This window comes from Myroides sp. NP-2, assembly GCF_014145665.1.
Lineage (GTDB): Bacteria > Bacteroidota > Bacteroidia > Flavobacteriales > Flavobacteriaceae > Flavobacterium.
This window is the reverse complement of sequence record NZ_JACHTD010000003.1, coordinates 102135-129026: the sequence shown is the minus strand read 5'-3', so window position 1 is coordinate 129026 and position 26892 is coordinate 102135. Positions and strand designations below refer to the sequence as shown.

25 protein-coding genes are annotated in these 26892 nt (G+C 38.4%); 10 read left to right on the top strand and 15 right to left on the bottom strand.

The window, feature by feature from the left end; genetic code table 11:
- Window positions 1-81 precede the first annotated feature (81 nt).
- The 4 genes from H4K35_RS04410 to H4K35_RS04395 form a co-directional block, all read right to left on the bottom strand.
- A complete protein-coding gene (locus tag H4K35_RS04410) occupies window positions 82-954 on the bottom strand; it encodes a DUF6048 family protein (protein ID WP_182626175.1) in 873 nt (290 codons plus the stop codon).
- Window positions 920-1435: a DUF6452 family protein gene (locus H4K35_RS04405; RefSeq protein ID WP_182626174.1), complete on the bottom strand. Its 516-nt coding sequence runs from the start codon at window positions 1433-1435 to the stop codon at window positions 920-922. The genes H4K35_RS04410 and H4K35_RS04405 overlap by 35 nt, the downstream gene beginning before the upstream one ends.
- Window positions 1436-1579: 144 nt before the next feature.
- Window positions 1580-2317 carry a ZIP family metal transporter gene (locus tag H4K35_RS04400; protein WP_182626173.1) on the bottom strand — a complete coding sequence of 246 codons (738 nt, stop codon included), beginning with the start codon at window positions 2315-2317 and terminating at the stop codon, window positions 1580-1582.
- A gap of 4 nt (window positions 2318-2321) precedes the next feature.
- Window positions 2322-3053 carry a bifunctional 2-polyprenyl-6-hydroxyphenol methylase/3-demethylubiquinol 3-O-methyltransferase UbiG gene (locus tag H4K35_RS04395; RefSeq protein ID WP_182626172.1) on the bottom strand — a complete coding sequence of 244 codons (732 nt, stop codon included), beginning with the start codon at window positions 3051-3053 and terminating at the stop codon, window positions 2322-2324.
- 96 nt (window positions 3054-3149) lie between these two features.
- Here H4K35_RS04395 and H4K35_RS04390 point away from each other — a divergent pair, with 96 nt between their 5' ends.
- Window positions 3150-4310, top strand: coding sequence for a class I SAM-dependent RNA methyltransferase (locus tag H4K35_RS04390; RefSeq protein ID WP_255492362.1), 1161 nt, complete (start codon window positions 3150-3152; stop codon window positions 4308-4310).
- A gap of 6 nt (window positions 4311-4316) precedes the next feature.
- Entirely contained in the window at window positions 4317-4550 is a 234-nt protein-coding gene (locus H4K35_RS04385; protein ID WP_182626171.1) for a hypothetical protein, read from the top strand.
- A 50-nt stretch (window positions 4551-4600) separates the two neighbouring features.
- On the opposite strand, the gene H4K35_RS04380 is transcribed toward H4K35_RS04385, so the two are convergent.
- Complete coding sequence (locus H4K35_RS04380) at window positions 4601-5296, bottom strand: Sir2 family NAD-dependent protein deacetylase (protein ID WP_182626170.1); 696 nt, start codon at window positions 5294-5296, stop codon at window positions 4601-4603.
- A gap of 42 nt (window positions 5297-5338) precedes the next feature.
- Here H4K35_RS04380 and H4K35_RS04375 point away from each other — a divergent pair, with 42 nt between their 5' ends.
- Window positions 5339-6037: an RNA methyltransferase gene (locus H4K35_RS04375; protein ID WP_182626169.1), complete on the top strand. Its 699-nt coding sequence runs from the start codon at window positions 5339-5341 to the stop codon at window positions 6035-6037.
- Window positions 6038-6205: 168 nt separating this feature from the next.
- Here H4K35_RS04375 and H4K35_RS04370 read toward each other — a convergent pair whose 3' ends face one another.
- From H4K35_RS04370 to H4K35_RS04345, 6 genes are all read right to left on the bottom strand, one after another.
- Window positions 6206-6991, bottom strand: coding sequence for a TerC family protein (locus tag H4K35_RS04370; RefSeq protein WP_182626168.1), 786 nt, complete (start codon window positions 6989-6991; stop codon window positions 6206-6208).
- A gap of 12 nt (window positions 6992-7003) precedes the next feature.
- Complete coding sequence (locus H4K35_RS04365) at window positions 7004-7387, bottom strand: DNA topoisomerase IV (RefSeq protein ID WP_182626167.1); 384 nt, start codon at window positions 7385-7387, stop codon at window positions 7004-7006.
- Between the two features lie 6 nt (window positions 7388-7393).
- Window positions 7394-7624 (bottom strand): DUF6095 family protein, encoded by a 231-nt coding sequence (locus H4K35_RS04360; protein WP_182626166.1) that lies wholly within the window; start codon window positions 7622-7624, stop codon window positions 7394-7396.
- Window positions 7625-7629: 5 nt separating this feature from the next.
- Entirely contained in the window at window positions 7630-8442 is an 813-nt protein-coding gene (gene murQ, locus H4K35_RS04355) for an N-acetylmuramic acid 6-phosphate etherase (RefSeq protein ID WP_182626165.1), read from the bottom strand.
- A gap of 249 nt (window positions 8443-8691) precedes the next feature.
- Window positions 8692-9684, bottom strand: a complete 993-nt coding sequence (locus H4K35_RS04350) for a hypothetical protein (RefSeq protein WP_182626164.1) — start codon at window positions 9682-9684, stop codon at window positions 8692-8694.
- A 406-nt stretch (window positions 9685-10090) separates the two neighbouring features.
- Window positions 10091-11149, bottom strand: a complete 1059-nt coding sequence (locus tag H4K35_RS04345) for a 3-oxoacyl-ACP synthase III family protein (protein ID WP_182626163.1) — start codon at window positions 11147-11149, stop codon at window positions 10091-10093.
- Window positions 11150-11430: 281 nt separating this feature from the next.
- On the opposite strand from H4K35_RS04345, the gene H4K35_RS04340 reads away from it, so the two are divergent.
- The 5 genes from H4K35_RS04340 (at window position 11431) to H4K35_RS04320 (ending at window position 16285) form a co-directional block, all read left to right on the top strand.
- Window positions 11431-12138: an SDR family oxidoreductase gene (locus H4K35_RS04340; RefSeq protein WP_182626162.1), complete on the top strand. Its 708-nt coding sequence runs from the start codon at window positions 11431-11433 to the stop codon at window positions 12136-12138.
- Between the two features lie 16 nt (window positions 12139-12154).
- Window positions 12155-12556, top strand: coding sequence for a DoxX family protein (locus H4K35_RS04335; RefSeq protein WP_182626161.1), 402 nt, complete (start codon window positions 12155-12157; stop codon window positions 12554-12556).
- 93 nt (window positions 12557-12649) lie between these two features.
- Window positions 12650-14872 (top strand): S41 family peptidase, encoded by a 2223-nt coding sequence (locus H4K35_RS04330; protein WP_182626160.1) that lies wholly within the window; start codon window positions 12650-12652, stop codon window positions 14870-14872.
- A gap of 39 nt (window positions 14873-14911) precedes the next feature.
- Window positions 14912-15715 carry a class I SAM-dependent methyltransferase gene (locus tag H4K35_RS04325; protein WP_182626159.1) on the top strand — a complete coding sequence of 268 codons (804 nt, stop codon included), beginning with the start codon at window positions 14912-14914 and terminating at the stop codon, window positions 15713-15715.
- Window positions 15716-15763: 48 nt separating this feature from the next.
- Entirely contained in the window at window positions 15764-16285 is a 522-nt protein-coding gene (locus H4K35_RS04320) for a DinB family protein (protein ID WP_182626158.1), read from the top strand.
- 92 nt (window positions 16286-16377) lie between these two features.
- Here H4K35_RS04320 and H4K35_RS04315 read toward each other — a convergent pair whose 3' ends face one another.
- The 4 genes from H4K35_RS04315 to H4K35_RS04300 all read right to left on the bottom strand — a co-directional run bounded on the left by H4K35_RS04315 (window position 16378) and on the right by H4K35_RS04300 (window position 21899).
- Window positions 16378-18153 (bottom strand): long-chain fatty acid--CoA ligase, encoded by a 1776-nt coding sequence (locus H4K35_RS04315; RefSeq protein WP_182626157.1) that lies wholly within the window; start codon window positions 18151-18153, stop codon window positions 16378-16380.
- A 217-nt stretch (window positions 18154-18370) separates the two neighbouring features.
- Window positions 18371-20647 carry an FUSC family membrane protein gene (locus tag H4K35_RS04310; RefSeq protein ID WP_182626156.1) on the bottom strand — a complete coding sequence of 759 codons (2277 nt, stop codon included), beginning with the start codon at window positions 20645-20647 and terminating at the stop codon, window positions 18371-18373.
- A gap of 206 nt (window positions 20648-20853) precedes the next feature.
- Window positions 20854-21555, bottom strand: coding sequence for an LrgB family protein (locus H4K35_RS04305; RefSeq protein ID WP_182626155.1), 702 nt, complete (start codon window positions 21553-21555; stop codon window positions 20854-20856).
- Entirely contained in the window at window positions 21552-21899 is a 348-nt protein-coding gene (locus H4K35_RS04300) for a CidA/LrgA family protein (RefSeq protein WP_182626154.1), read from the bottom strand. Before H4K35_RS04300 ends, H4K35_RS04305 begins: the two co-directional genes overlap by 4 nt.
- Window positions 21900-22238: 339 nt before the next feature.
- On the opposite strand from H4K35_RS04300, the gene H4K35_RS04295 reads away from it, so the two are divergent.
- Both H4K35_RS04295 and H4K35_RS04290 read left to right on the top strand, forming a co-directional pair.
- Window positions 22239-25406, top strand: a complete 3168-nt coding sequence (locus tag H4K35_RS04295) for a SusC/RagA family TonB-linked outer membrane protein (protein ID WP_182626153.1) — start codon at window positions 22239-22241, stop codon at window positions 25404-25406.
- 11 nt (window positions 25407-25417) lie between these two features.
- Window positions 25418-26890: a SusD/RagB family nutrient-binding outer membrane lipoprotein gene (locus tag H4K35_RS04290; RefSeq protein WP_182626152.1), complete on the top strand. Its 1473-nt coding sequence runs from the start codon at window positions 25418-25420 to the stop codon at window positions 26888-26890.
- Window positions 26891-26892 lie beyond the last annotated feature (2 nt).

The window sequence follows — 26892 nt, the reverse complement described above, 5'->3', positions numbered from 1 at the left end:
CATTCGCCTTGTTTTTGTATTCTATCTTTCAGGTAGTATAAAAAAACCTCCTAGTTCTTGACTAGGAGGTTTTTGTGTATGTTACGGTTGTTGTCCTTGATCTTCGGCAGCTTTCTGCTTATTCTCTTGGATCATTTTCAACTCTTCCGCTTCGATTTTATTTCCTTCTAAATCGTATTGAGCATCTTTTTCCGGAATTGTAAAGGCTTTTTTGTTTGATTTGTACAACGGAATAAAGTAGCTTACCGTATAGTTAAAACCAACACCAATAGCGCCACTGTACTTTCTATTGTAGCCTGGAATATATAGATTTTCGAAATCATCCGGTTGTTTTTGAGCAACCAAACCCGTTAAACGAAGACTAAATCCCATAAAAACATTGTTGAAAACGCGAGTTTTTACACCTGCAACAAATTCAACCCAATGCGCGGATAATCCGCTGTATTTTTTGTCTACCGCTATAGGAGGATTCGAAAAATAATCACTGCTGCTATAGGGTTTATACCAATCTAAGTTTTGTGAAAAAGTGGCAAAACCGTAGCGTGCACCGACGTAAATCATATCTTCGCGATCCAGCCAGTTTTCGTGTAAGTTGTAATCAACTCCAATGCGCAAATAGGTACCATTGGTCGTAAAACCATAGGTGCTTTCTGTTTTTTCCAGCTTATCGTGACCTAATTCGGCTACCGCAAATAACTTTTTAGTCAATCGATAATCACCTACCACTTCAAAGCCATTATACGTTTTATCGTAGAATGAACGCGTAATTCTAAATAAATCCGCACCTAAACGCAAACCATAGCGCTGTGGATATTTCGGTGGAGCAACAGCTGCCATATGCTGGGTTTCTGTTTTCTTTTTGGTGTCTTTGCCTTTTTCTTGCGCAATACTTACAACAGAAAACAACAAAAGTATACTACTAGTAATATAGGTTAAAATGAGTTTGCTCTGCATTTTCTATTTCGTTTGTTTCTGTTATATATAATTTGATCCAATTGCCTTTGGTTGTATTGGCAGCTCCATTGAGTTGAGGTGAACTACCATCTTGTAGCAAAGAAAAAGTAGATACATAGCCACAAGCCTTATTTAAGTACTGTGTGTTTATCCTGTACTTTAGGGTTAGGGTGTCTCGGTGAATTAGGGTTTCTTTTCCCTTTGTTTCTTTGATTTGTAAGACCCAATCCGTTTGTTGTTGATCTAAGCGCAACGGAAGTAACAAGGTATTCCCCGTACTTTTTATGGTGTCTTGAATGCCTACAGCATACGCTTCAACCAATCCTGTTTTTTTAATTTCTTGATCTTCATAATCAAAGAATTCTATTTTATACTGGGGGGTTGTCGGTTCAGTTTTACCGCATATATCATCCTTTTCGCAAGCCGAAAATACAAAGGCAGCTACACACAAAAAAGAAGTGATCATTATTATTTTTTTCATAAAAGAATAAGTCTAACAAATAGTAAACAGCATCAAAAATACTAAAAACAAACCAAATGATTTATATGGTTGTCTGGAGGTTTTTTTAAATTGCTAAAATAAATCAAGTCCAGACAAAAAAGTCGGAAGAATCCTTCCGACTTTTTATATGAAATAAGCGGCAATTACACCGAGTAATATCGCTATTAATTTATTTATATTGAACTTGTGGTCTTCATTGCTTTCAAAGATAATGGTAGAGGAGATGTGGAAAAGAATTCCCACTACCACAGCCGATATCTCTGCATAATACGTACTCAATACCGGAATACTACTTGAGACCAAGGTGCCTAAAGGCGTCATTATAGAAAAGAGCATCATAAAGGCAAACACCATCTTTTTATTCATTTGGGCATTGATAAAAAAGGCCGTTAGAATAATGGCAATGGGGAGGTGGTGAATACCAATTCCCAAGGCCAGTTCATTGTGTTGACTGATGGGCATTCCTTCAAAAAAGGCGTGAATACACAAGCTGATAAACAACAACCAAGGGATGCGCTCTAATTTTTCGTGCCCGTGCACATGTCCGTGTTCGGCTCCTTTTGAGAAATATTCTAAAATAATTTGGAATACGATTCCCGCCATAATGAAAAAACCGATTCGACCTGCTCCACTGTGATCATGGCTGTGGCCGTGATCGTGAAGGTGATCACCAGCTGCTGCAACAAGATCTCCTATGGCTGCCTGATAAACATCTGGCAATAGGTGTGTTACTGTGATCGTAAGCAAAAAAGAACCACTAAACGCCATCAAGAGTTTAATGTGTTTTTTGTTTTTCGGTTGAATAAGTAGCGCAATTAAATATCCAATAATTACGGCTAGTAAAGGTACAGTATACGCCATCGGCTTATTTAAAGATCATGATTAATCGATCAGAGTCGTTTGGATAGAATTTTCTTAATTTGTAATCGCCAAAGACATCGAGCAGATAAATGTCGTTTTCACTCATCATCGCCTCAAAATCTTGCAGCGTGAATGCCTTTACTTTTTCGGTATAAGCATGGTCTTCTCCATCTGCATGAAAGCGAATATCTTTGTAAATATAGCCGTCTTCTACTTTTCGTTCGATGTGAAATTCAATCCCTTCAACGGTTTTAACTTCTGTAGGAACTAAATTTGCAATTACTTTATTGACATTCATAAAGTCAATCACAGCGAGTCCATAGTCAGTCAAGCTATTGTGGATGGCTTTTAGTGCTTTGATATTATCTTCGGGATCACTAAAATAACCAAAACTAGTGAATAAGTTGAAAATGGCGTCGTATTTTTTTTCTAAGGGTTCACGCATATCGTGCACCACAAAGTGTAATTTTTCATTTTCAAAGGTTTTGGCTACCTCAATGCTGTTTGGCGACAAATCTGCACCAACTACATTATAGCCTAAGCTGTTGAGGTAAATCGCATGACGCCCTTTACCACAAGCTAAATCTAAAATCGTAGCATCCTCATCGAAGTTTAAATAATGGGTGAGATTATCTATAAAAAGTTGTGCTTCATCATAATCTCTATCCTTATATAAAATGTGATAATAAGGGGTATCAAACCACGATGCGTACCAAGCTTTCTTTTGTTCAGACATAGTTTTAATTTAAATCTTTTTATTAGCTTGCAAATTTACTTTATTTTTGCACATTTGGATAACGAATGCAATTATTCCTTATAGCGATATAAAAAAATGGAAAATTTTAAAATGGTTGCTAAGACTTTGTTCGGTTTAGAAGAGGTTTTGGCAAAAGAACTACAGCTTTTAGGAGCGACGAAAGTGAAGGAAGGAACTCGTATGGTGAGTTTTGAAGGAGATAAAGGATTTTTATATAAGGCGAATTTAGCTTTGCGTACCGCATTAAAAATTTTAGTTCCAATTAAACAATTTGCTGTATACAATGAAAACAATCTGTATAAGGGAATCCAAAGTATTGATTGGAGTAAATACTTAGGTGCGCATCAATCCTTTGCTATTGATTCGACTGTGTTTTCTGATCAGTTCAACAACAGCTTATTCGTTTCATTAAAAGCAAAGGATGCTATTGTTGATCAGTTTAGAGAGCAATTCGGAAAACGTCCAAATGTAGATAAAGACTTTCCAGATTTGCGTATTAACGTGCATATTCAACGCGATTTGTGTACGGTTTCTTTGGATTCTTCAGGCGCTTCTTTGCATCAAAGAGGATATAAAACAGCGACGAATATTGCGCCAATTAACGAAGTGCTAGCTGCAGGTATGCTTTTGCTTTCGGGATGGGATGGCAGAAGTCACTTCATGGATCCGATGTGTGGTTCAGGAACACTCTTGATCGAGGCTGCGATGATTGCTTGTAATATTCCTTCCAATATCAATAGAAAAGAATTTGCTTTTGAGCGTTGGAATGATTGGGATGCTGATTTATTTGAGGTGATTCAAGGTTCTCTGTTAAAACGCGTTCGCGAATTCCACTATACCATTCAAGGCTATGACAAAGCGCCTTCTGCTGTAATGAAAGCCATGGATAACGTGCGCAATGCTAACTTAGAGGAGTATATTAAAGTGGAAAATCTCAACTTTTTTGATACCTCTAAAGAAGTTGAAGGACCTCTACATATGGTTTTTAACCCACCGTATGGCGAGCGATTGGATATTAATTTAGAGCGTTTTTACCGCGAAATAGGAGATACCCTAAAGCAAGGCTACCCAGGAACAGAAGCCTGGTTTATTACCGCTAATATTGAGGCGTTGAAATACGTAGGTTTACGCCCTTCGAGAAAGATTAAATTATTTAATGGTAAATTAGAAGCGCGTTTGGCGAAATACGATCTTTACGAAGGAAGTAAAAAAGGAAAATATATGAATCAAAATTAAAAAACGATGAGTGCAGGAACTAAAACATTACTGTTGCAATTTGTGAGTTTTGCGATCTTGTTTATCTTAGCGCGTGTAGGCTTGATGTATTTTACCGATTTGTCGGGCATCTGGCTCCCTATAGTAAGTGCTATTGTAGCTACAGTGTTCGCTCCACAGTTTAAAGTTTTTAAAACGGATGAAGGAGATAAAATCTGTGTGTCATGGATTTTTCTAAAAGGCGCAAAAGTCTTAAACTAATTGATATAAAAAAATAGGATGGTTAAAAATGGCCATCCTATTTTTTTTGTCTATTGACTCAACTCTAGGAGTGATTCTCGAATTATATTCATACCCACAGAGGCCTTTTCGGCAATTACTTCGATTTTGTGCTTGAAGTGCTTGGTGGAGGCGGGGTGAAGGTCAATATAATAAACCACAGCCTCGGGTTTAGCGAAATCCAGCAGAGAAGCTGCGGGATATACTTGTAGGGAAGTCCCGATGATTAAAATAACATCTGCTTGTTCTACATAGGGGATGGCGCGTTCCAACTCAGGAACCATCTCCCCAAACCACACAATATGCGGGCGCAATGCATGTCCATGTTCGTTATAATCGGAAGCCGTGAGATCGGTTGTCCAAGGATATACTAGGTGTTCATTGACCTCACTGCGCACTTTGAGCAATTCTCCGTGTAAGTGAATCACCTCTTTACTGCCGGCACGTTCGTGTAAGTCATCTACGTTTTGGGTGATTACCGTTGTCTTAAAATAGTGCTCTAAGTCTGCAATAGCCTCATGTGCCGGATTGGGTGCACAAGTCAACAACTGCCGGCGTCTATCGTTGTAAAACTTTAATACGCGTTCTTTGTTGTTTGCCCAACCCAGGGGAGAAGCAACTTCCATAATGTCGTGTCCCTCCCATAGTCCGTCCGCATCTCTGAAGGTTTTTATTCCACTTTCTGCACTCATCCCTGCTCCTGAAAGCACAACTAACCGTTTTTCCATAATATTGTTACCTTTGCCTTTTTGAATAAAACTAAAGATATAATGAATATTTCAAACAAGCTATTTCAAGACAAGGAATACTTAGCTTATTTAGAAACTTTTTTGACTGAGAATCGTGTAGAACGCTTCAAAAACGTTTTAGCCAATCGAACCGATCACATTACAGTAGTAGCAGAAGATGTCTATCAATTGCACAATACCAGTGCAGTGATGCGTAGTTGTGAGGTTTTTGGAGTACAGGGACTCCATGTCATTGAACAAAAGTTTGGCAAGCGAATCGATAAGCAAATTGCCCTAGGAGCAGAAAAATGGGTGGATATTCACCGCTATAATTCGGTGCAAGGCTGTATTGATGCCATTAAAGCTAAAGGGTATAAAGTGGTCGCAACAACGCCGCATGGAACTGCACAAAGTTTGGATAAATTTGATTTATCAGAACCTGTTGCTATCTTTTTTGGAACAGAAAAATCGGGATTGTCACCAGAAATTATCGAACAAGCCGATGATTTTATTACTATTCCCATGGTGGGATTCACCGAAAGTTTGAATATTTCTGTTTCTGCGGCAATCATCATCCAAAGCTTAACGACTCGCTTGAGAGAATCCGAAGTCAATTGGCAGCTGTCTGAAGAAGAATTACTTGCTAAACGCATTGATTGGGCCAGAAAAACGATTAAGGATATAGACTTTGTTACCGAACGCTATTTTGGAGATGGGAGAGCAGAGAAGGGAGAAGAGTAAAAATACACGATAAATAAAAAAGGATCAATCTTTTACTAGATTGATCCTTTTTTATTTGATACATGTCCCGTAAACGGTAAACGGGTTTCCCATTTATCTCACTGATTTTATATTGGTTTTAGTGTTGGACGAACCTGCACTACCTTTCGGTTTCCGATAACCATGTTGTTATTTTTTCTTTCTAATACGCATATTGATAAACTCGACCACTAAAGAAAAAGCGATGGCGAAATACAGATATCCTTTTGGAACAGCACCAATATCTTGTCCAGCTAATTTTGCGTCTGACAAGTGCATACTTTCAGTTGTAAGCATAAATCCAATTAGAATTAAGAAGGACAAAGCCAAGATTTGAATTGATGGATTGTTGTTGACAAAGGTTCCTACAGGTACAGCGAAAATCATCATTACAGCGACAGAAACAATAACGGCAGCAATCATGATGTACAAAGCACCTTCAATTCCGTTGGTCATTCCTACTGCAGTAAGAATACTATCCACAGAGAAAATCAAATCGATCAATAGGATTTGAACTAGAATATTTCCGAATGATTTGGTTGCAATTTGCTTGGCATTGGGTGTAGAGCTAACGTCTTCTGCTACTTGAACATGTGCCACTTTTTCGTGGATCTCCTTGGTTGATTTGTAAATCAAAAAGATACCTCCAGCCAGAAGTATGAGGGCTTGTCCATTGAAATGGGCGCTAAACCAACCCCAATCTACTTCAAATAAGGTGGCTTTCATTTTGATTAGCCAAGTAATGGCAAATAACAAACCTATTCGCATAAACATGGCTAAAAACAACCCTATTTTGGTTGCTTTTTTTCTTTTTTCTTCTGGGAGTTTACCTGTTACAATCGAAATGAAAATAACGTTGTCTATCCCTAAGACAATCTCTAAAAATGTTAGCGTAATAAACGCTACAATGGCATCTGCTGTTAAAAAAATTTCCATATGGAGTAACAATTATAATTCGCCAATTTTTTTAAGGTTCCCGCGTTCTCTTCTCGCGTCTCCTACTAAGCCATATTCAAAAACACAAGTATCACCATCAGTCGTGACGATTTTAATACTTACCGCTTTTTTCTCAGCCATATTCTTAGGGTGTTTTTTTTGTAAGACAAACTCACAATCATTGACCCAACGGATGCTTGATGTATCTACTTTTCCTTCGAATTCTTCAATTTCATATTCTTCTGTGCGAATAAAAGTAGATCGTTTTTCAACACCGTCGATTTCCGTGACAAATTCAAATTTACCAGTGCGGAAATTGGCGCAATTTCGCTCTTGTTGATAGCAAGATGCAAATAAAGCAAAACAAGGTAAAAGATAGAATAGTTTAGTTTTCATAGATAATTATTTCCCAAATAATGATTTCATAATGGTGTTAATGCCTTTAAAAAGTAAAAGCATAGCAGACAAACACATGATGCATCCCAATCCAAAGATTGGAATAAAGAATGGATGTCCCTGATTTTTCAACGAACTGTGAATAACAATTGGACCAAGAAACAATAAAGGCAGTGTAATAGCAAGGTATTTAACTCCTTTTTGTAATACTTTTCGATTTACTCCTTCTGCTTGCATAATGTTTATAATTTGTAGTTTTCGAGTGCTGCACGCACGCTTTTATACTGATGTAAGAGTTGAGAGGCTTTCTCTTCACTCACTTGTAGTTCTTGTTGCAGCATTTTAATACCGCGTTGTACAAGTTTGGCATTGGTCATTTGCATGTCGACCATGCGATTGCCTTTTACGCGTCCCAATTGAATCATCACTGTGGTAGAAATCATGTTGAGCACTAGTTTTTGTGCTGTTCCTGCTTTCATGCGGGAGCTACCCGTAACAAATTCAGGTCCCACCACAACCTCAATAGGTAGTAGGGCAACTTGACTTACTGGACTGTTGGGGTTACACGTGATACAGGCGGTTGGGATTTGATGCGTTTGACATGCTTGCAAGGCGTGAATCACGTATGGCGTAGTACCTGAAGCAGCAATTCCGATGACGAAGTCGTTGGGCTGGATTTGGTGCGCTTGAAGATCCAACCAACCTTGGTTTGCGTTGTCTTCTGCATTTTCTACAGCTTTGCGAATCGCTTGATCTCCTCCTGCGATTAAGCCAATCACCAAATCCGGAGATACACCATAAGTAGGAGGGCACTCCGAAGCGTCTAAAATACCCAATCGACCAGAAGTCCCCGCACCCATATAAAACAAACGCCCACCTTTTTGTAGCTGTTCAACGATTCGTTCAACTACTGCTTCTATTTGCGGAATCGCTTTTTCAACTGCCAAAGGAACGCTTTGATCTTCTGTATTGATATTAGTCAAAATCTCTTGAACAGACATCTTTTCCAAATCATCATAGGAAGAAGGTTGCTCCGTAATTCTAATAAAATCCACCTCAGTCGCTTTTTATGAGTTTAGACAAAAATACTCAAAATAGTTTAGTTTGTACACGGTGTTTCTCGAATATATTCACAGAAATATCCCTTGAATTTGAAAGAGGAGTCAACAAAGAAAACGCCAGTAAAAAAGAGTTTTTTTTACTGGCGTTTCAGGTAATTTATTGAAAAATTAAAGACAAATTATTTCAAATAAAACCAATCAACCTACTAAAGGAATAAGATAGTAAGCTATTGGGGTGTCACTTTATTTTGTGTAAATCATTTTTTTAGATAATCCAAAAGTATCTAAAGTTCTCGTTGTAGCTTCTTCTTCCACAACTGAAGAGAAACTACCATTTACCACAGAGAATGAACCAATCAACACGTGACGACTTTCGTTATTTCCACTTCCTGGATCTGTATCGTCAAATTTGCCAATCATGTGATCCGATAAGCGAATACTCGTTCCATTGTACATCACATTAACGATGTATTTACTTCCCGCCGAACCACTAACCTCGCATTTACTGTAAAGATCCACATAGATAGAGTATACACCGTCTTCTAAACGATCGAAATAAATGTTTTCATTCTTAATTCCATCAATGCGACATGCTGGGTTTGAATCAATATCCAATTCCGCAATTTTTTCACCGTCTGCGTTGTGTAGTTGTCTACTTCCGTAGTAGATGCGATCCACATTTCTTTTCACTAAGTGTAAATCCACGTCATCTTCTCTATCCCAAGAAAGTGAAATTTGCAATTCTCCTGTACCTGCAGGAATCACTTGTAGCTCTCTAAAGTATAAAATAGTGCGTGTACCATCTGTGATATACCCTACTAGCTCTAATCCTACAATGTCTAAAATCAGATCCTGAGAAAAATCTAGAATTACCTCATAACTGTAAAGTCCATTTCGCGTCAGATTTTCATTTGATGTTTTTACATCATAATAGCCATCATGTCCTTTTAAACCAATGTGAATCGACTGTAATTGAGCTGTACTGCTCACTGTCATGATCGCCTTTCCACCGTTAATGATGAAATTGTTGACATTGATTTCTGCAATAGCTTCTGCAGTTCCCGATTCGATGCTGCCCGCGTTAAAAGTAGCGCCTTCAATATTGAAGTAGTCGTCTTTTAGCGTGTTAGGTACTTCAACTTGTTCAGTTCCACTGTTACTGTCATCACTACTACAAGCGGTTGTACTCAACATAAAACCACCTAATAAAGCGAATAGTAAAATTTTCTTTTTCATAGCTTTTAATTTGTTATTAAATTGATACTTACGTACGTACGTGTAATTATTACGGTGCAAACATAGCTATAATAAAAAGAGTAAAGTAAAATATATTATTACTTTTTAGTATAAGATATTTATTTTAATTGGGTATTTAATTATAATATAATATCATATGTGTTTATATTTTGTCAATAATATAATTAATGATGTTTCTATTTGCAATAACAAATAAAATAAAGTTAAAATAAAGGCAGTTTGTGAAGTTTTATTTTTAGAAGTAAAAGGAGTAAAATGGGTGAATAGTACAAGAATAAGGGTGAATAACCCAACTATTCAGAAAGGAGAGGGGAAGTATAAAAGGCAATTCGCTCATTTAGAGGTAGATCCATTGTAAAAAGAGCAAATTGCCATTAGAATTGTTCTATACTTGGTAGACAAATGCGTTAATATTCATACCTGCCCCAACAGATGCAAACAAGAGATAATCTCCTTTTTCAAAGCTGTGGTTATCGAGTTGTTTGTTGATTATCATATCGTATAGCGTGGGTAAGGTAGCAACACTGCTATTTCCGAGTTTTTGGATATTCATGGGCATCACGTGTTCAGGCATGGTTGTGTCATATAATTCATAAAAGCGCTTCACGATGGCTTCATCCATTTTCTCATTGGCTTGATGGATAATGATCTTTTTGATTTGATCGATTTTGATGCCGCTATCGTCCAAACAGGCTTTCATGGCTTGCGGAACTTCGGTTAGAGCAAATTCATAGATTTTTCGGCCGTGCATTTTAATGTAACGCGTATCTTGTTTGGGGTCTTTCTTATAGGATTCTCCAAAGTGAATATAGTAGGCTTCGTCTGCAGTAAAACTACAGCTTTTGGTGGCGATAATGCCTCCCGCTTCGTCTGTTACTTCTAATACAGTGGCTCCTGCGCCATCGGCGTATATCATCGAATCGCGATCGTGTAAGTCAATTACGCGAGAAAGGGTTTCTGCACCAATAACCAAGCAGTATTTAGCAATGCCCAAGGACATAAACGCATAGGCCTGAATAACACCTTGTAACCAACCCGGACATCCGAATAATACATCATATGCAACACAGTTCGGATTTTTAATCTTGAGGTTGTGTTTTACACGGGACGCTAAACTTGGTACAATATCCGATTGGTCTGTGCCGTGTTTCATATCGCCAAAATTGTGTGCGAAAATGATGTAGTCTAGTTTTTCAGGATCAATTTTTGCATTGTCAATGGCGCGTTGAGCAGCAATCGTACCAATATCTGTGGTTGTTAAGTTAGCTGTGATATAGCGTCTTTCCTGAATGCCCGTGATTTGCTCCAACTTTTTTGCCACTCTCTCGGTCGAATCTTTTAAAGGTTGCCCGTTTTCATCGCGGAAGTCAAACTGATGAAAATCGTTATTGGTCACAACCTCGGTAGGAATGTAACTACCTGAACCTTTTATTTTAACAGCCATATGTTTGATTTTTTATTGATTGAATTTAAAAATGCGTTTAAATGAAGTGAATGAACGCTAGTAAAACGTATAGACTAAGATACATAATTGTTAGGGCTCATACCCTTAAATAAAAGTGAAAAAAATAATTGTAGCTTAAATTTAGTTAATACAATGCACATCACCTAAATAACGTTTACCTGTGCAAGGCTATTGTGTGTTTGATCTTATTTAGTAAACTAGTAGTGTGTAAAAGTGCTTTTTATTCTTTATTTTAGTAAAAATAAAAGTTAAAAATCAAAATGACAGCAAGTAAAGAAAAAGTAGTATACATTACAGGTGGAACTAAAGGAATAGGTAGAGGAATAGCAGAAGCTTTGGTTGCAACAGGTTATAAGGTAGCTATATCAGGGCGTCAATTGGAAGAAGTAGAACGAGTTGCTCGCGAAATAGGCACAACAGAGCAAGTGTTAGCCCTTGCTTCTGATGTAACACAATACCAAGATGAAGTAGAAGCGGTAGCAAAGATTGTTGCCAAATTTGGTCGCTTGGATGTAGTTATTGCCAATGCAGGTGTAGGTATTTTTGCCTCGATTGAGGAATTGTCAATTGAAGATTGGAATACGATGATTGACACCAACCTGACGGGGGTATTTCATACGTTAAAAGCGAGTGTTGCTCAATTAAAACAAAACAAAGGATACTATATCAGTGTAGCGAGTTTAGCAGGGATTAACTTCTTTGCAACAGGAAGTGGATACAATGCCAGTAAGTTTGGTGTTGTAGGTTTTACCCAAGCCGCTATGCTTGATTTACGTGCTCATGACGTTAAAGTAACGACCATTTTACCAGGTTCAGTTAGCAGTCATTTTAATAACCATGAACCCAGCGAAAAAGATGCTTGGAAAATTCAACCAGAAGATATTGGAGCGTTAGTAGTGGATTTGTTGAAAATGAATCCGCGTACTTTGCCAAGTAAGATTGAAATTAGACCCTTAAAAACAAGTTAACCCTTAGAAAAAAAATATGCAAGATTTAGGAAAATTTATTTTACGATTAGGTGTGGGTGGATTGATGATTTTTCACGGCATCCACAAAATTATCCACGGACACGATATGATTATAGATCAATTGGCGGCCAAAGGGTTACCAACTTGGCTCTGGCTAGGTGTTCCTATCGGGGAAATTGTTGCCCCCATTTTATTGATCGTCGGTGCTTTTACGCGCTTGTCAGGGGTGTTAATCGCCTTTACGATGGTGATGTCTTTGGTGCTCGTTAAAGGAGGTGGGTCTTTTGCTTTAAGTCCTGCCACTGGAGGGGTAGGTGCGGAATTGAATTTGCTCTATCTTGTAGGAGCCTTAGCTATTGCTATGATTGGTCCTGGTTCTTTTCGCCTGTACAAAGGCAGAAAAGGTTGGTTTGTTTAACGGTTGACCGCTGACGAAAAAATAAGTAATCTGCAAAATATTAATTTGTTTTTTGTATGTTTAGCAAACAATCAAAAGACGAATTATAGCCTTATGTTTATAGTTAAGACCAAGCTTTACACTGTTATAGCTTTTTGTGGGTTGACCTGGGGTTCTTGGTCACAAGAAACACATCCAAATTACAATTTTGAAACCTTTGAAGCGGGACAGCCTGTCGGTTGGCAGGTAAATAGTGCGAGTACTTTTACGGCTATTCAAGATTTTGAGGAATATAAGGAAGGAAAGTCTTCTTTGCGTATTACTATACCAGCAACAGATCAAGCGAATCCAATGACCATGGTAGCTAAGGTTTTACCAAATTATAAGGGGGAAAAGTTGGTATTCTCTGCTTATATTAAGACGAAGGGCGATGCTACACTTAAGTTAACACCGAGTATTGAGGTAAGCCCCATGTTAGCATATGTAAGACTACCGGAATTGATAACGGGGTCAACAGCATGGACAAAGTATGAAGTTGAGGTGGATTTACAACCTAGACAAACCCAGCAAATTGTGGTGGCTACTCAGGTAATGGGGAGCGGAACGGTTTGGTTAGACGATTTTAAGGTAACGATCGACGGTCAGGATGTTGTAGCCGCTGAAGTGTTTGAAATCAACTATCCTGCTCAAGAGGATAAAGCCTTTGATACGGGATCTGCTGTTGTTTTTCCAACGCTAGACAAGAAGCAAATCGATAATTTAGCGCTCTTGGGAAGAGTGTGGGGTTTTTTGAAATATCATCATCCTGCTATTGCTCAAGGAAATTACAATTGGGATTATGAACTATTTCGCTTTTTACCAAACTATCTACAGGTAACCTCCCCTGCACAACGCGATGCATTGCTTGTACAGTGGATAGAACAATTGGGGATGGTTAAACTGTGTGAAACGTGTAAAGAAACTTCAAAAACGGCTCTTTTAAAGCCGAATCTCAATTGGATGGAGACGTATAACCTCTCGAATGAGTTGCAAAGTAAAATTAGCTATATCTATGCAAATCGAACCCAAGGAGATCACTATTATGTAACAGGTTCTCCTAAGATTGGCAATGCTGTATTGACAAATGAATTGAGTTATGAACAAATGGAATATCCAGATGCGGGATTTCGCTTGTTGACCTTGTATCGCTTTTGGAACGTGATGCAATACTATATGCCCAATCGCCATATAACGGATAACGACTGGGAAACTGTTTTAGCCGCTCATATTCAGCCGTTTATTGAAGCTAAAAATCGATTGGCTTATGAAATAGCCACAGTTCAGTTGATTGCAGAAGTAAACGATACGCACTCAGATTTATGGCAAGGAAGTAAGGAATTACAAAAAATGAGAGGGAGTAATTATGCCCCTTTTCGCGTTGAATTTATTGAAGACCAGTTAGTAGTAACTGAAATTTACAATCCAGAATTGTTGGAAAACCTTAAAATTGAACCTGGAGATCGCATCACACATCTTAATCATCGAAGTATTACCTCTATTTTAGATAGTATTTCTCCTTATCATCCTGCTTCTAATCGCAGTGCTCAATTGAGAGATATTAGTTTATTTAATATTTTGCGTACCAAAGAAGATCAGGTAACAATTACCTATTTGACGAAAGATAATCAAGAAAAAAAAGGTATTGTACCGATGTTTCCAAAAAGTAAAATCAATTCGTATGGCTGGTTTAAAACGATACCAGGAGAACCGAGTTATCGCTTTTTAGACCAAGAGATTGGCTATGTGACGTTGGGAAGTATTCAAGATAATGATGTTGAATCGATTAAAAAAGCGTTTAGAAACACCAAAGGGATTGTGATAGATATTCGAAATTATCCCAATGCCTTTACGCCTTTTACGCTAGGGAGCTATTTTGTAGAGCAACCAACTCCTTTTGTAAAATTTAGCCAACCGAATTACAATAATCCAGGGGAAATTGTGTTTGGGGAGAGCCTTTGGATTAAACCAGATGCTGAGCCGTATAATGGCAAAGTGATTGTTTTGGTAGATGCCCGCACGCAAAGTTCAGCGGAATATACGGCAATGGCTTTTCGTGCAGGAAAAAATGTAACTGTAATTGGGAGTCAAACGGCTGGGGCGGATGGTAATGCTTCGCAGGTAGTACTACCTGGAGGTTTAGGAACGATTATTTCAGGATTAGGCGTGTATTATCCCAATGGAGAACAAACGCAACGCATTGGTATTGTACCAGATATCGAGGTGAAAAGAACAATTCAAGGCGTACGTGAACAACGAGATGAGTTGTTAGAAAAGGCGATTGAATTAATTAAAAAGTAAACAACAAATCGCAACGAATAACAAACAAAAAGCAAAAAGATGAAACCAGAATTCAACTATATAGAGATTAATCGTAATTCATGGAATAACCGTACGCAGGCCCATGTAGAATCAGAATTTTATGATGTAGAAGGATTCAAGAAAGGAAAGAGCTCTTTAAATGAGATTGAACTCAGTTTATTAGGCGATTGTAAAGGGCAAAAGATTTTGCATTTACAATGTCACTTTGGGCAAGATACTATCTCTTTAAGTCGACTTGGTGCTGAAGTAACAGGTGTCGATTTATCGGATGAAGCCATTAGAAATGCAAAACAACTAGCAGAAGAAACTGGGTCATCGGCCCAATTTATATGTTGTGATGTCTATGATTTGCCCAACCATTTAAATGAAAAATTTGATGTGGTTTATAGCAGTTATGGAGTGATTGGATGGTTGCCTGATATGGACAAATGGGCACAGGTAATTCAAACATTTTTAAAACCTGGAGGAAAATTTATCTTTGTTGAGTTTCACCCTGTAGTTTGGATGTTTGATGATGATTTTCAAAAAGTTGGGTATAACTATTTTAATCGAGAAGCTATTGTCGAAACACAAAGCGGAACCTATGCGGATAAAACAGCGGATATTACCCAATCCTATGTGTGTTGGAATCACAGCCTAAGTGAGGTGGTAAGTAGTTTACTTCAAAATGGATTATCTATCAAACAGTTTCAAGAGTTTGATTATTCGCCTTATGCGTGTTTTTCCCATACGATAGAATTTGAGCCCAACAAGTATAGAATTGAACATTTAGGCGATAAAATTCCTATGGTGTATTCACTTGTTGCTACTACCACTGTATAGAAGAGATAGGTAAGCAAGATCGATAAACCAACAAAAAATAAAGAATCTATGAATCAACAAGAAATAAAAGAACAACTCGAACTGAAATATTTAGCTTTTGTTCAACGCGTGAGTGAAATGACAGAGGAGGAGTATCTCTATCACCCATCAGGAAAATGGAGTGCTGCCCAACACCTTCATCACTTGGTGTTATGTGTACAACCGTTGGTTTATGTGTATATGCAACCGATAAAAACGATTGAAGAAAAGTTTGGTCGAGTAGAACGAATCAACAAAACCTATGAGGAGTTAAAGGCGATTTATTTGCAGCAACTAGCGGCGGGAGGAAAGGCACCGGAACAGTTTGTACCGCCTGCCGGAGAAATGCCCTCAAAAGAGGCATTAAAACAGCAGTTAACAGCTTTAATTGGCAAACTAAATGACGCCCTTGTGCAAATGAATACAAACGACTTCGAAAGCTTGCAAATTCCACACCCACTCTTAGGTTTAATCACGTTGAAAGAAATGGCTTATAATGCTATTTATCACGTTGAGCACCATCAGAACGCTTTAGTAGGAAGTGAAAAGTAAAAGGTTGGGAGTGGTCGTACAGACAAATTCCCTTTTGTGAGTAAGAAATACTAAAAGGAATAAAACAAAAGGAAGCCGATTGGCTTCCTTTTTTAGTCTCTATAAATCTTCTCGTATAAATCTTTGTAGATTTCTAAAATAACTCTTCGTTTCAGTTTTAAAGTAGGGGTAAGTTGACCATTGTCAATACTCCAAACATCAGGAGTAAGTTCAAATTTTTTCACTTGTTCCCATTTGCCAAATTTACGGTTGACGTATTCCACTTCTTTTTCGATACGTTTGCGAACTTGCTCGTTTTGAATGAGTTCTTCATTGGTGGTTCCAATATTGATATGTTTGCGCTTGGCCCATTCTCTCACGAAGTCAAAATTGGGTTGAATCAATGCTGCTGGCATTTTTTCACCCTCGCCAATGACCATAATTTGTTCGATGAAGCGCGATTGTTTCAGCGTGTTTTCAATGAGTTGAGGAGCGACGTATTTACCACCAGAGGTTTTGAACATTTCTTTTTTGCGATCTGTGATCTTTAAGAAGCCTTCTTCATCAATGGTACCGATGTCTCCCGTATGGAAATAACCGTCTTTTAGCTCTTCTTTGGTGCGCTCTTCATCTTTGTAATAGCCCAACATAATATTGGGGCCTTTACAGATAATTTCACCGTCTTCTGCAATTTTCACTATGACATTGCTCAGGGGTTTTCCCACTGTTCCAATCTTCATAGATCTGTTTCTTGCGTCGTTTACCGCAATTACAGGAGAGGTTTCAGTTAAACCATAGCCTTCCATTACAGGAATCCCTGCTGCATTAAATACACGTGATAGCCTCGGTTGTAAGGCCGCACTTCCTGAAACGATGATTTTCATTTCACCGCCCAAGGCTTCTTGCCATTTTTTGAAGACCAATTTGCGGGCAATACCCAATTGGAAATTGTAAAAAGCACCGCGGTTATATGGTTCGTATTTGAATCCAAGCTCAAGTGCCCAGAAAAATATACTCTTTTTAATACCAGTTAAAGCAGATCCAGTCGCGAAGATTTTGTCGTATACTTTTTCTAGTAAACGAGGCACAACGGTCATTACATTGGGTTTAACTTCCTTCATGTTATCCCCCATTTTATCAATAGATTCCGCATAGTAAATGCGAACACCGCTATATTGATACAAATAAATCAACATACGCTCAAAAACGTGACATAGCGGTAAGAAACTCAGTGCTTTAAAGTGTTGTTCTCTTGTGAATGGTACGCGTTCACTACTGCCCAATACATTAGATAAAATATTGTTGTGTGACAGCATAACTCCTTTGGGTTTTCCTGTTGTTCCCGAAGTGTAAATCAAGGTTGCTAGATCATCAGGGGTCACATTGGCTTTGCGCTGTTCTACGATCTCCTGATTGGATTCATCTGCGCCTAGGGCAAACAATTCATCCAAATGTTTACAGCCTGCTATGCTACCGAAGGAGTAAACCGCTTTTATCAACGGCAATTGATCGATGACAGTCATCAGCTTATCGTAGATTTCTTGATCGGAAACCACACAATAACTCGCTTCTGAGTGACTCAATATAAATTGATAATCTTCCGCTGAAATGGTTGGGTATATGGGAACGTTTTGTGCTCCAATTTGTAAAATACCAATGTCCAATAAGTTCCATTTGGTTTGATTGTTACTCGAGATAACAGCGATTTTATCATTGGTTTGCACGCCTAATCGCAAAAGAGCTCGTGATAAACAGTTGGCCTTTTGTAGATAGTCAGCGGATGATGTTCTTTCCCAAACACCATTCACTTTGGTCACCAATGCATCTTCCAAAGGAAAATTCTCTTGTTGGAAATAAGGTATATCGAAAAGTCTAGTTGGATTTATCATCGTCAAAATTGATTAGTTACTGCAAAATACGAAAAAAAAGACAATTTTTCGCATCTGACCATAAAGTTGTTAACTATTAAAAAAAATAGAAGTAATACTCCTGATTTTACGCTGTTTTTGATTGGTTTTTCGCATTAAAATCAATTGATAAATAAAGAGCCTCCTCGTTTTTTTAGCTATAAAAAAGAATTTGTTGTCGAAAATTCACGCCGCGCAATTATCCTTTTTTGAATAATACCGTGGGATTTAATGTTATTTTTTTCTGTTGCATTTCCTCGCGTTTATCTCGGATCACTTTACTGATCTTTAAGATTTTTTCGGACAGATGGGCCAACCAGGTTAATTGTTGGATAACCATGGTCGATTCTTCCATTAGATTTTTAATTTGCGCATCATCAGAAAACGATTTTTTCAATTCGTATTCTCTAATGTTCTGCAAATAACTCATACTGACACGGAAACTTTCGATGTCTTCCGCAGTGATGAGGTCTTCTTCCGAAGGGGTGTTGTTGAGTAAATTATTGGTTAGCTGTAAGTTTTTATCGATGTAATTCATCACCATATTAAAGGATTCTGATGCTTTGGTCGTATGACGGGATTGTACATACACTCCAATAGAAGCCGCTGTGGATAAGAAGGTGTGATTCAATACCGCTAATTCATATATTTCCGAACGCAAACGCTGTTTGGATTTCGGTTCTTGAATCATGCGTTGAAAAGACGCCATTAAGTTTCCAATTTCAATAAAAGCGTATTTACGCGCTAATTTATAAGCAAGGGTTGGATCGTTCTTTTGATTGTAAATCTCTTTGATTTCCTTGACGTAATCTTGGTTGGCTTTGATGGATTTCGACAAGTGAACGTTTACATTTAAAAATTCCCAAGAAGGCCATAAGAGATAGTTCGCGCTTAAGGCTAAGAGGGCACCAATCACAGTATCAATTACGCGGTAAATCAAGAGATCCATAAAATTAGGTGTAAGTATAGCGTAAATCAATACCACATACATGGTAATAAAAGTTACACCTACTTTGTAATCGGTATGGGAAAACCAATAGCCGAGAATCATCGTTAAGATCGTCAGATAGGCGATAATGGTGTGGTTGTCCTGGATGAGAAACAACAAGCCAAAGGCAATTAAGCCTCCTAGTACTGTACCGATTACACGCTCAAATGATCGGGTTTTCGTCAATCCATATCCAGGACGCATGATCACGACAATGGTCAACAAAATCCAATATCCGTTCAACGGATTGAAGATGTTACTGATGATAAGTCCAACTAAAATCGTCAGGGTAAGGCGGGTAGCATGTCTAAATATAGTGGAGTTAAACGTTAAGTTTTCAATTAATGTTCCCCAACGATAGTGAACAGGCGTTAAGAATTTTTCCAATTCTTTAAAGCGATCTTCTACGTTATCGCTAAAAACCTTTTCCGTTAAGATGCGCTCTAAGATGTGTATTTTATCAATCTGGCTTTGTGCATAGTGTAAAACGTTAGAAAATAGAAGGACGGCTTCGACTTTGTTGGGTGAAGTACTCGTAGCGATAAAGTCATTGAGTTTGGTTTGCAATGCCGATAATTTTCGGTCAAAGTCGTATTTCGGTTTATAGTTTAACCCCATGTTGAGGGAGTCGCTAATCTCTTTAATAGTGGTAGCAAAATCTTCTGCTAGTTGCTGATAATCGCGTATAATGGTCGGATCGTCCTCGAGTAATTCGTGTAATTTTTTGTGATCAAAAGAAGTAGAAACGGCAATTTCTAAGATTTCTACCAGCGTAGAGAAGGCCACGAGTAAGCGGCGGTTATTGGATGAGTTGCCTGTATTGGCTTTATTGAGCACCAAAAACTCTCGTAAATTCTCGTGTACTTCATTGAGTTTAATCTGAATATTGAGTTGTTCTTCTACGATTTTATCAGCATCCGCTTCTTTATTCCACAATTGCGCGCGATATTGTAAGTATTCGGCGGTAAGGTCCATACATTCAGAAGTTTGCAATACGCCATAACGGCGAGGACGAATAAAGTAAAAGCTCAGGGAAACCACTAAATAAAGCAATCCACCTAGGAGTAAAAACAAACCGTGTAACCACAAATCTATCCCTTGATAGCTATGGGCTAATCCCAAGCTTGCTGCTAATAATCCACTAAAAGATAGCATATTGGCACGATGTCCATAAACGGAGATCATACTCAAACTAAAGATTATAAAGATGAATACCGGATAAAAAAACCAATGATTTTGGGTCAAGGACAACAGTAAAGTAACGAATGGAACGAGTAGTGCACCGACGAGAATACCGTTAATTTTGTCTTTTAGATTACTGGGAATATCGACGGGTGCGGTCAGTAACGCTCCAACAGCCATAGCAAACGCCCAGTCAAATTGTTGACTTGGCATAAATAGTAAAAAGGGAATTACACCCGAGAGGGTGATTTTTAAGGAGTCTGCTAAATGGGTGTTGTCCGTGTATTTTCTTGCTTTATGAAGCATATATTCAGTGGCTTAGTTTTAGTTTTCTTTTTTACTCTGCAATTTTATGTGTTTGAGCGGAATACTATCTACAGTTTTGTGCGATAGAAGTGATTTTAGATCGCAATCTTTTAGATCGCAGTATTTTTTTCTATAAAGTTACTCAAAAAGCATTACCGTAGTTGGATTCCCGTCTGAATTTAATAATAATTTAAAACTAAAGCAAGTTATTGCAAAAAAGGCAGTAAGAACGACAAAATAAGCGGGGCTAAGATGGCCGTCAAAATCCCGTTAAAAATCATCCCTACACTTGCAAAAGCCCCGTATTTATTACTAATTTCCATGGCTTTCATCGTACCCATGGCATGTGAGGAAGTGCCCAGTGCGATTCCCTGTGACATGGGGTTGCTGATGTGGGTAATGCTGAGCAACTGAAAGCCAATCATACTGCCGAATATTCCCGCTATCATTACCGCTGCCGCAGTGATGGACGGAATGCCGTGTACGGTTTTGGAAATCTCAAGTGCAATAGGCGTGCTGACCGATTTAGGAACCAAAGAATAGATAATCTCCCGTTCGGCTCCTGTCCAATAGGCCAAAAATATGACAGATACAATTCCCGTGATACATCCTGCAAGTTGACTCAACACAATGGGAACTAGCTGTTTTTTAATTACGGGCCAGTTGAGGTATAACGGAATCGCTAGGGCTACAATTGACGGTTTTAGAAAAAAGTCAATGTATTGTCCTGCCTGACTAAAATTGGCATAAGGAATATCTAATACAACCAAGTAAGTGATTAATATGGCTGTGGATAAAATAATGGGATTGAAAATAATCCACTTGTATTTTTCAGTAAGTGAGAGTCCCAAAGCATATAGGGCCACTACTAAAAACAGGAGAAACGTAGGGTTGGATAAAAAGCTCATTTTTTGCGTTTTCTTACTAATTGATGGGTTAATCCCGTTGTGAATACTACGAGGATGGTACTGATTAGAGTAGCAACGAGAAGAGGAATAAAGGACGCACTAAGCAGGTCGAAGTAATTGAGCATGGCCACACAAGGTGGAACGAAAAAAATACCCATGTTACGCATTAAAAAACCTGAAATGTCTCGAATTGCCTCCACTTTTACTGCTTTTGTTTGCAAGAGGATCCACAAAGTAATAAGACCGATAATACTAGAAGGAAGCTTGATGTCTGTAAGGTAAATGATTAATTCACCAAAGGCAAGGCAGCCAAAGATGACTGCAACTTGTTTGACTACGTTCATTTTGGATGTGATTTTTGTGCAAAATTACTAAAATGCATTGGGAGCAAGGGAGAAAATACGGGTGAATTTTGACCAATTAATCGTTAATTTTTATCCTAAAAAAAACAGTATACCTAAGAAAAATTGCTCGAATCAGAACGAATTATAGCGAAAAATACCTCGTGTAAATAAGATATTGAGTTGAAATAGAAGGAGTTGTTCTAAGATGTTATTTTATTGTTTCTTTTTGTTTTAATTCTTAATACTAAGTTAAAGTAAATCTGAGGATTCTTATTTTTAGCGTAATACGTTAGCAAGTCTAAAATACAATATTTGTCTCAACTAAATTAAAGAAGAATCATGAGACAACAATTACTATTTTGGAATACCGTATTCTTGTTTTGTATTACGCTGACCTATGCGCAACAAAAGCGTAATATTACAGGAGTTGTACAAGATGAAGCGGGATTAGAGTTGCCAGGGGCCTCTGTTGTGATTAAAGGAACAACAAGTGGAACAACCACCGATTTGAATGGAAAATTTACCTTATCAGTAGATGAGAAAGACTGGATTATTGTCTCTTTTATTGGGTACAAAAACGCTGAGAAAGCGGTGCAAAATACAGCGGACTTTACTTTTGTGTTACAACCCGAGCAAGCGTCTTTAGACGAAGTGGTAATTACCGCTTTAGGAATTACAAAAGCGGAGAAGAAGATTGGTTATGCCACACAAGCTATCGATGTCAAAAAAGTACAAGAAGTAGCCACACCTAATATGGGAAGTTTGTTGAGTGGTCAAGTAGCAGGACTTCAAGTATCTAATCCACCAGGGATGTTGCAATCGCCTAAATTTTCTTTAAGGGGAAAAGATCCATTAATTGTGATTGACGGAATACCTGTTACCACTGATTTTTACGATGTATCTCCTGAAGATATCGCCAATATCAACGTGCTCAAAGGAACTAGTGCATCCGTATTATACGGATCCTTAGGGCGTAATGGAGCGATTATGATTACGACAAAAAATGCGCAAACAGAGGGAGTTATGGTTGAGGTCTCTCAAAATACGATGATTAGTGCGGGTTATACGTTATTTCCTAAAACCCAAAATGAATACGGAAGTGGTTCTAATGGGCAATACGAATTCTGGGACGGAAAAGATGGGGGAATTAGCGATGGAGATATGATTTGGGGGCCTAAATTTGAAGCAGGAGTAAAAATTCCACAGTGGAACAGTCCGATTCGCGATAAAGCAACGGGAAGTGTCATTCCGTGGTACGGAAACGTAGAAGGAACACAATACGACGATAAGTCGCGCTATGAAAGAGTTCCTATTGCATGGGAATACCACGATAACTTAAAAGAATTCTTGGAAACCGGGATTATTTCACGTACGAATTTTGCCGTGACAAATAAGTCTGAAAAGGGATCGTTCCGCTTGGGTGGAGATTTTTCGTACAACAAGGATCGCGTGCCTAACACTAGCATGTACAGAGGAAGTTTGAATTTTAAATCAACCACCAAGCTGACAGATAAGTTGACCATGGATTCCAAGTTATCTTATAGTCGCGTACACGCTCCTAATGTTCCAAACTACGACTACAATCCAAGTGGGCATATGTATACCATTTTAATTTGGATGGGAGATGATGTCAATGGACGCGATCTAAAAAACAATTTATGGACACCAGGGATGGAAGGGTATAAGCAGGCGAGTTACAATTATGCCTGGTATAACAACCCTTGGTTTGGTTCAGAATACTTTAAGCGAATTTGGAATAAAGATGTAACCAATGCACAGTTGAGCTTGAGCTATCAAGTCTCCGAAGACTTGGTGTTACAAGGGCGTGCTTCGATGATTTCTACCAATAATAATACCGAATTACAAAGTCCTAAATCCTATTTTAACTACAGTGCTTCCAGAGAAGGAGGGTATAGCTTAGATAAAAATGATCGCTTAGATGTGGATTACGATTTTTTGGCGATGTACAACAAAAGCATTACGGATAACTTGGGTATCAGTGTGAATGCTGGAGCTGCTTCTCGTTATTACCGTTTGACTAATGCCTATTCAGCAGCAGATGGACTTACCGTGCCGGGGGTACACAACTTAGGAAACTCAAAAGGACCTGTAACGGCGACGAATTACCTTGAGAAAAAAGCAGTAAACAGTGTTTATGGAACCATCGAATTTGATTTGTATAACGCGTTTTTCTTGAGTTTTGCAGGTCGCAACGACTGGTCTTCTGCTTTGGCTAAGAGTCAACGTTCGTATTTTTACCCTTCTGCCTCTTTGAGTGTCGTAGTGTCAAATTTGATCGAGATGCCCCATCAAATTGACTACTTGAAAGTTTATACATCTTGGGCGAATGTTTCAAGTGATTTAACTCCTTATCAATTGCAATCAACTTATTCGCCTGTCAATCCGTCGTTTAACGGGAACCAAATGGTTGAATATCCCAATGCGGTTTTAAATCCATACTTACTTCCTGAAAAATCAAAAACCTTTGAGGTGGGACTGTCTAGTGCATTTTACAAAAAACGCCTCAACCTAGACGTGACCTATTACCGCGTATTGGATTCAAACTTTATTATCGATTATCCCGTTTCAGAGGCTTCTGGGTTTAATAATATGAAAGTCAACGGCAATGAATACACCACAAATGGTTGGGAGGTTACCCTTTCAGGAGCTGTAGTAAAGAACGACAATTTTCAATGGAATTCAGCAATTAACTGGAGTGCGCGAACCCGACTTCTGACTAAGATTCACGAAGGAGCAGCCCAGTTTGGTGATTTGAGACTCAACGATAGAGTGGATGCTTACTATGGAACAGAATGGATGAAATCACCTGATGGGAAAGTGATTTTAGATGAGAAAACAGGAATGCCAACGGCGAATAAACAAGCAACTTATCTAGGACATAGAGACCCTAAATGGACCTTGGGATGGAACAACAGTTTTAAGTATAAAAACTGGGGCTTAAACATTGGAATTGACGGTATTTGGGGCGGTGTAATGCGCTCTGAAGTAGTGGAAAAAATGTGGTGGGGCGGTAAACACCCGGAATCGGTTCAATACAGAGATCAAGAATACAAATCAGGAAATCCAGTATTCGTTCCTGAAGGGGTGAATCTCGTTTCAGGTGAATTAGTAACCGATGTACAGGGGAATGTTATTTCAGATACCCGCGTGTTTAAAACACATACAGGAAGTGTAAGCTGGCAAAGTTGGGCGCAAAACTACCCCTACCGCGCTAGAGTAACGGAAAAAGAAAGCAAATTATTTGCCAACGTATTCGATCGTACCTATTTCAAATTGAGAACACTGAGCTTGTCTTACGATTTTACACCGATGGTTAATTCATCCAAAATCAGTCAGTTGTCGGCTTCATTAACAGGGTATAACCTGTGGATGTGGAAAAAGTCAAAAGGATTATATTCCGATCCTGATTACGATACAGCATCGAAAAACGATATCCAAGATCCTTCCACGCGCTGGATAGGATTAGGCCTACAAGTTAAATTTTAATACCCATGATCATGAAAAAATACCTTAAAACACTATATGCAATTACCTTGGCTTTAACCGTAGTAGGGTGCCATGACTTAGATAAATTGAATGAAGATCCAAATAAAATTAAAGAAACGGATCCGTATTTACTGCTGACTAAGATTGAAAAATCAGCTTTTTCCTTACAGAATATTGATAAAGAATATGCAGCGCGTATGATTATTCAAACAGATGGTGAAAGCACCTATCAGTATTTGAAATGGGGAAGTAAGGGATTTAATCGCTATAATGATTTGCTGCAAACCAAGAAAATGATGGATGAAGCAACGCGAACGGGTAAAGAGGAATACCTAGCAATTGGACATTTCTTAAAGGCACATTTCTTTTATGAATTGACGATGAACTTTGGTGATATTCCCTTTTCTGAAGCCTTACTAGGGGAAGGAGATATTCAATTTCCGAAGTACGATGAGCAAGAAGCTGTATTTGTTGGCATTTTAGAGGAGCTAGATCAGGCATCTCAAATAATCAAGAAGGATGCAACCCTACAAGGGGATATAATTTACAACGGAAACTTGCATCGTTGGGAAAAGTTAATTGAATCCTATAAGTTAAAAGTCCTTTTAACCCTTTCTAAAAAACAAAAAGTAGGGACCCTAAATATCGCCCAGCGCTTTAATGAGATCTATCAAAAAGGGGTATTATTGATGGACAATGCAGATAATGGACAGCTGACCTTTTTTGATCAAGCGGGGAGTCGTTATCCTCAGTTTAACTCGAGTTCGTATGGATCTAGTATGTATATGTCGAGTACGTTTGTCAACTTATTAAAGGAGTTGAAAGATCCAAGGTTGTTTGCCTTTGCTCAACGCACTGCTACAGCCCTAGAAAACGGATTAGCTGAAGATGATTTTAATGGATATAACGGTGGGGATCCTATTGTACCTTATGCAGAAAATGAAAAATTAGTACAAAGCAAAAACATCTCCAAGGTTAGAAATAGGTACTACCAAGATCCAACAACAGAAACAAATGTGATTTTGAGCTATTCGGAATTGCAATTTATTTTAGCAGAAGCCGCAGCAAGAGGTTGGATTGCTGGCAATGCAGAGGAGTTTTATCTCAAGGGGATTAAAGGAAATTTTGAATACTACGCCCAATACGCAAAAGGGTTGGCGCACTACTATGGTACTGAGCAATACGAGGGCTATGTACAACAAGAGGCTGTGCGCTATAAAGGAGGGGATATAGCGTCTCAATTGAAACAAATTTTGACTCAAAAGTATTTAATAATGTTTCACCAAGCGGGGATGACAATTTACTACGATTATTTGCGCACCGGATACCCTGAGTTTAAACTTCAACAAGGGGTTACCGCTCCAACAAGATGGCAGTATCCGAGTTCAGAATACAGTCGAAATCAAGAGAATTTACAAAAAGCATTGGATCGTCAGTTTAGTGGTTCAGATAATATTAGAGGAATTAGTTGGTGGTTAAAATAAGC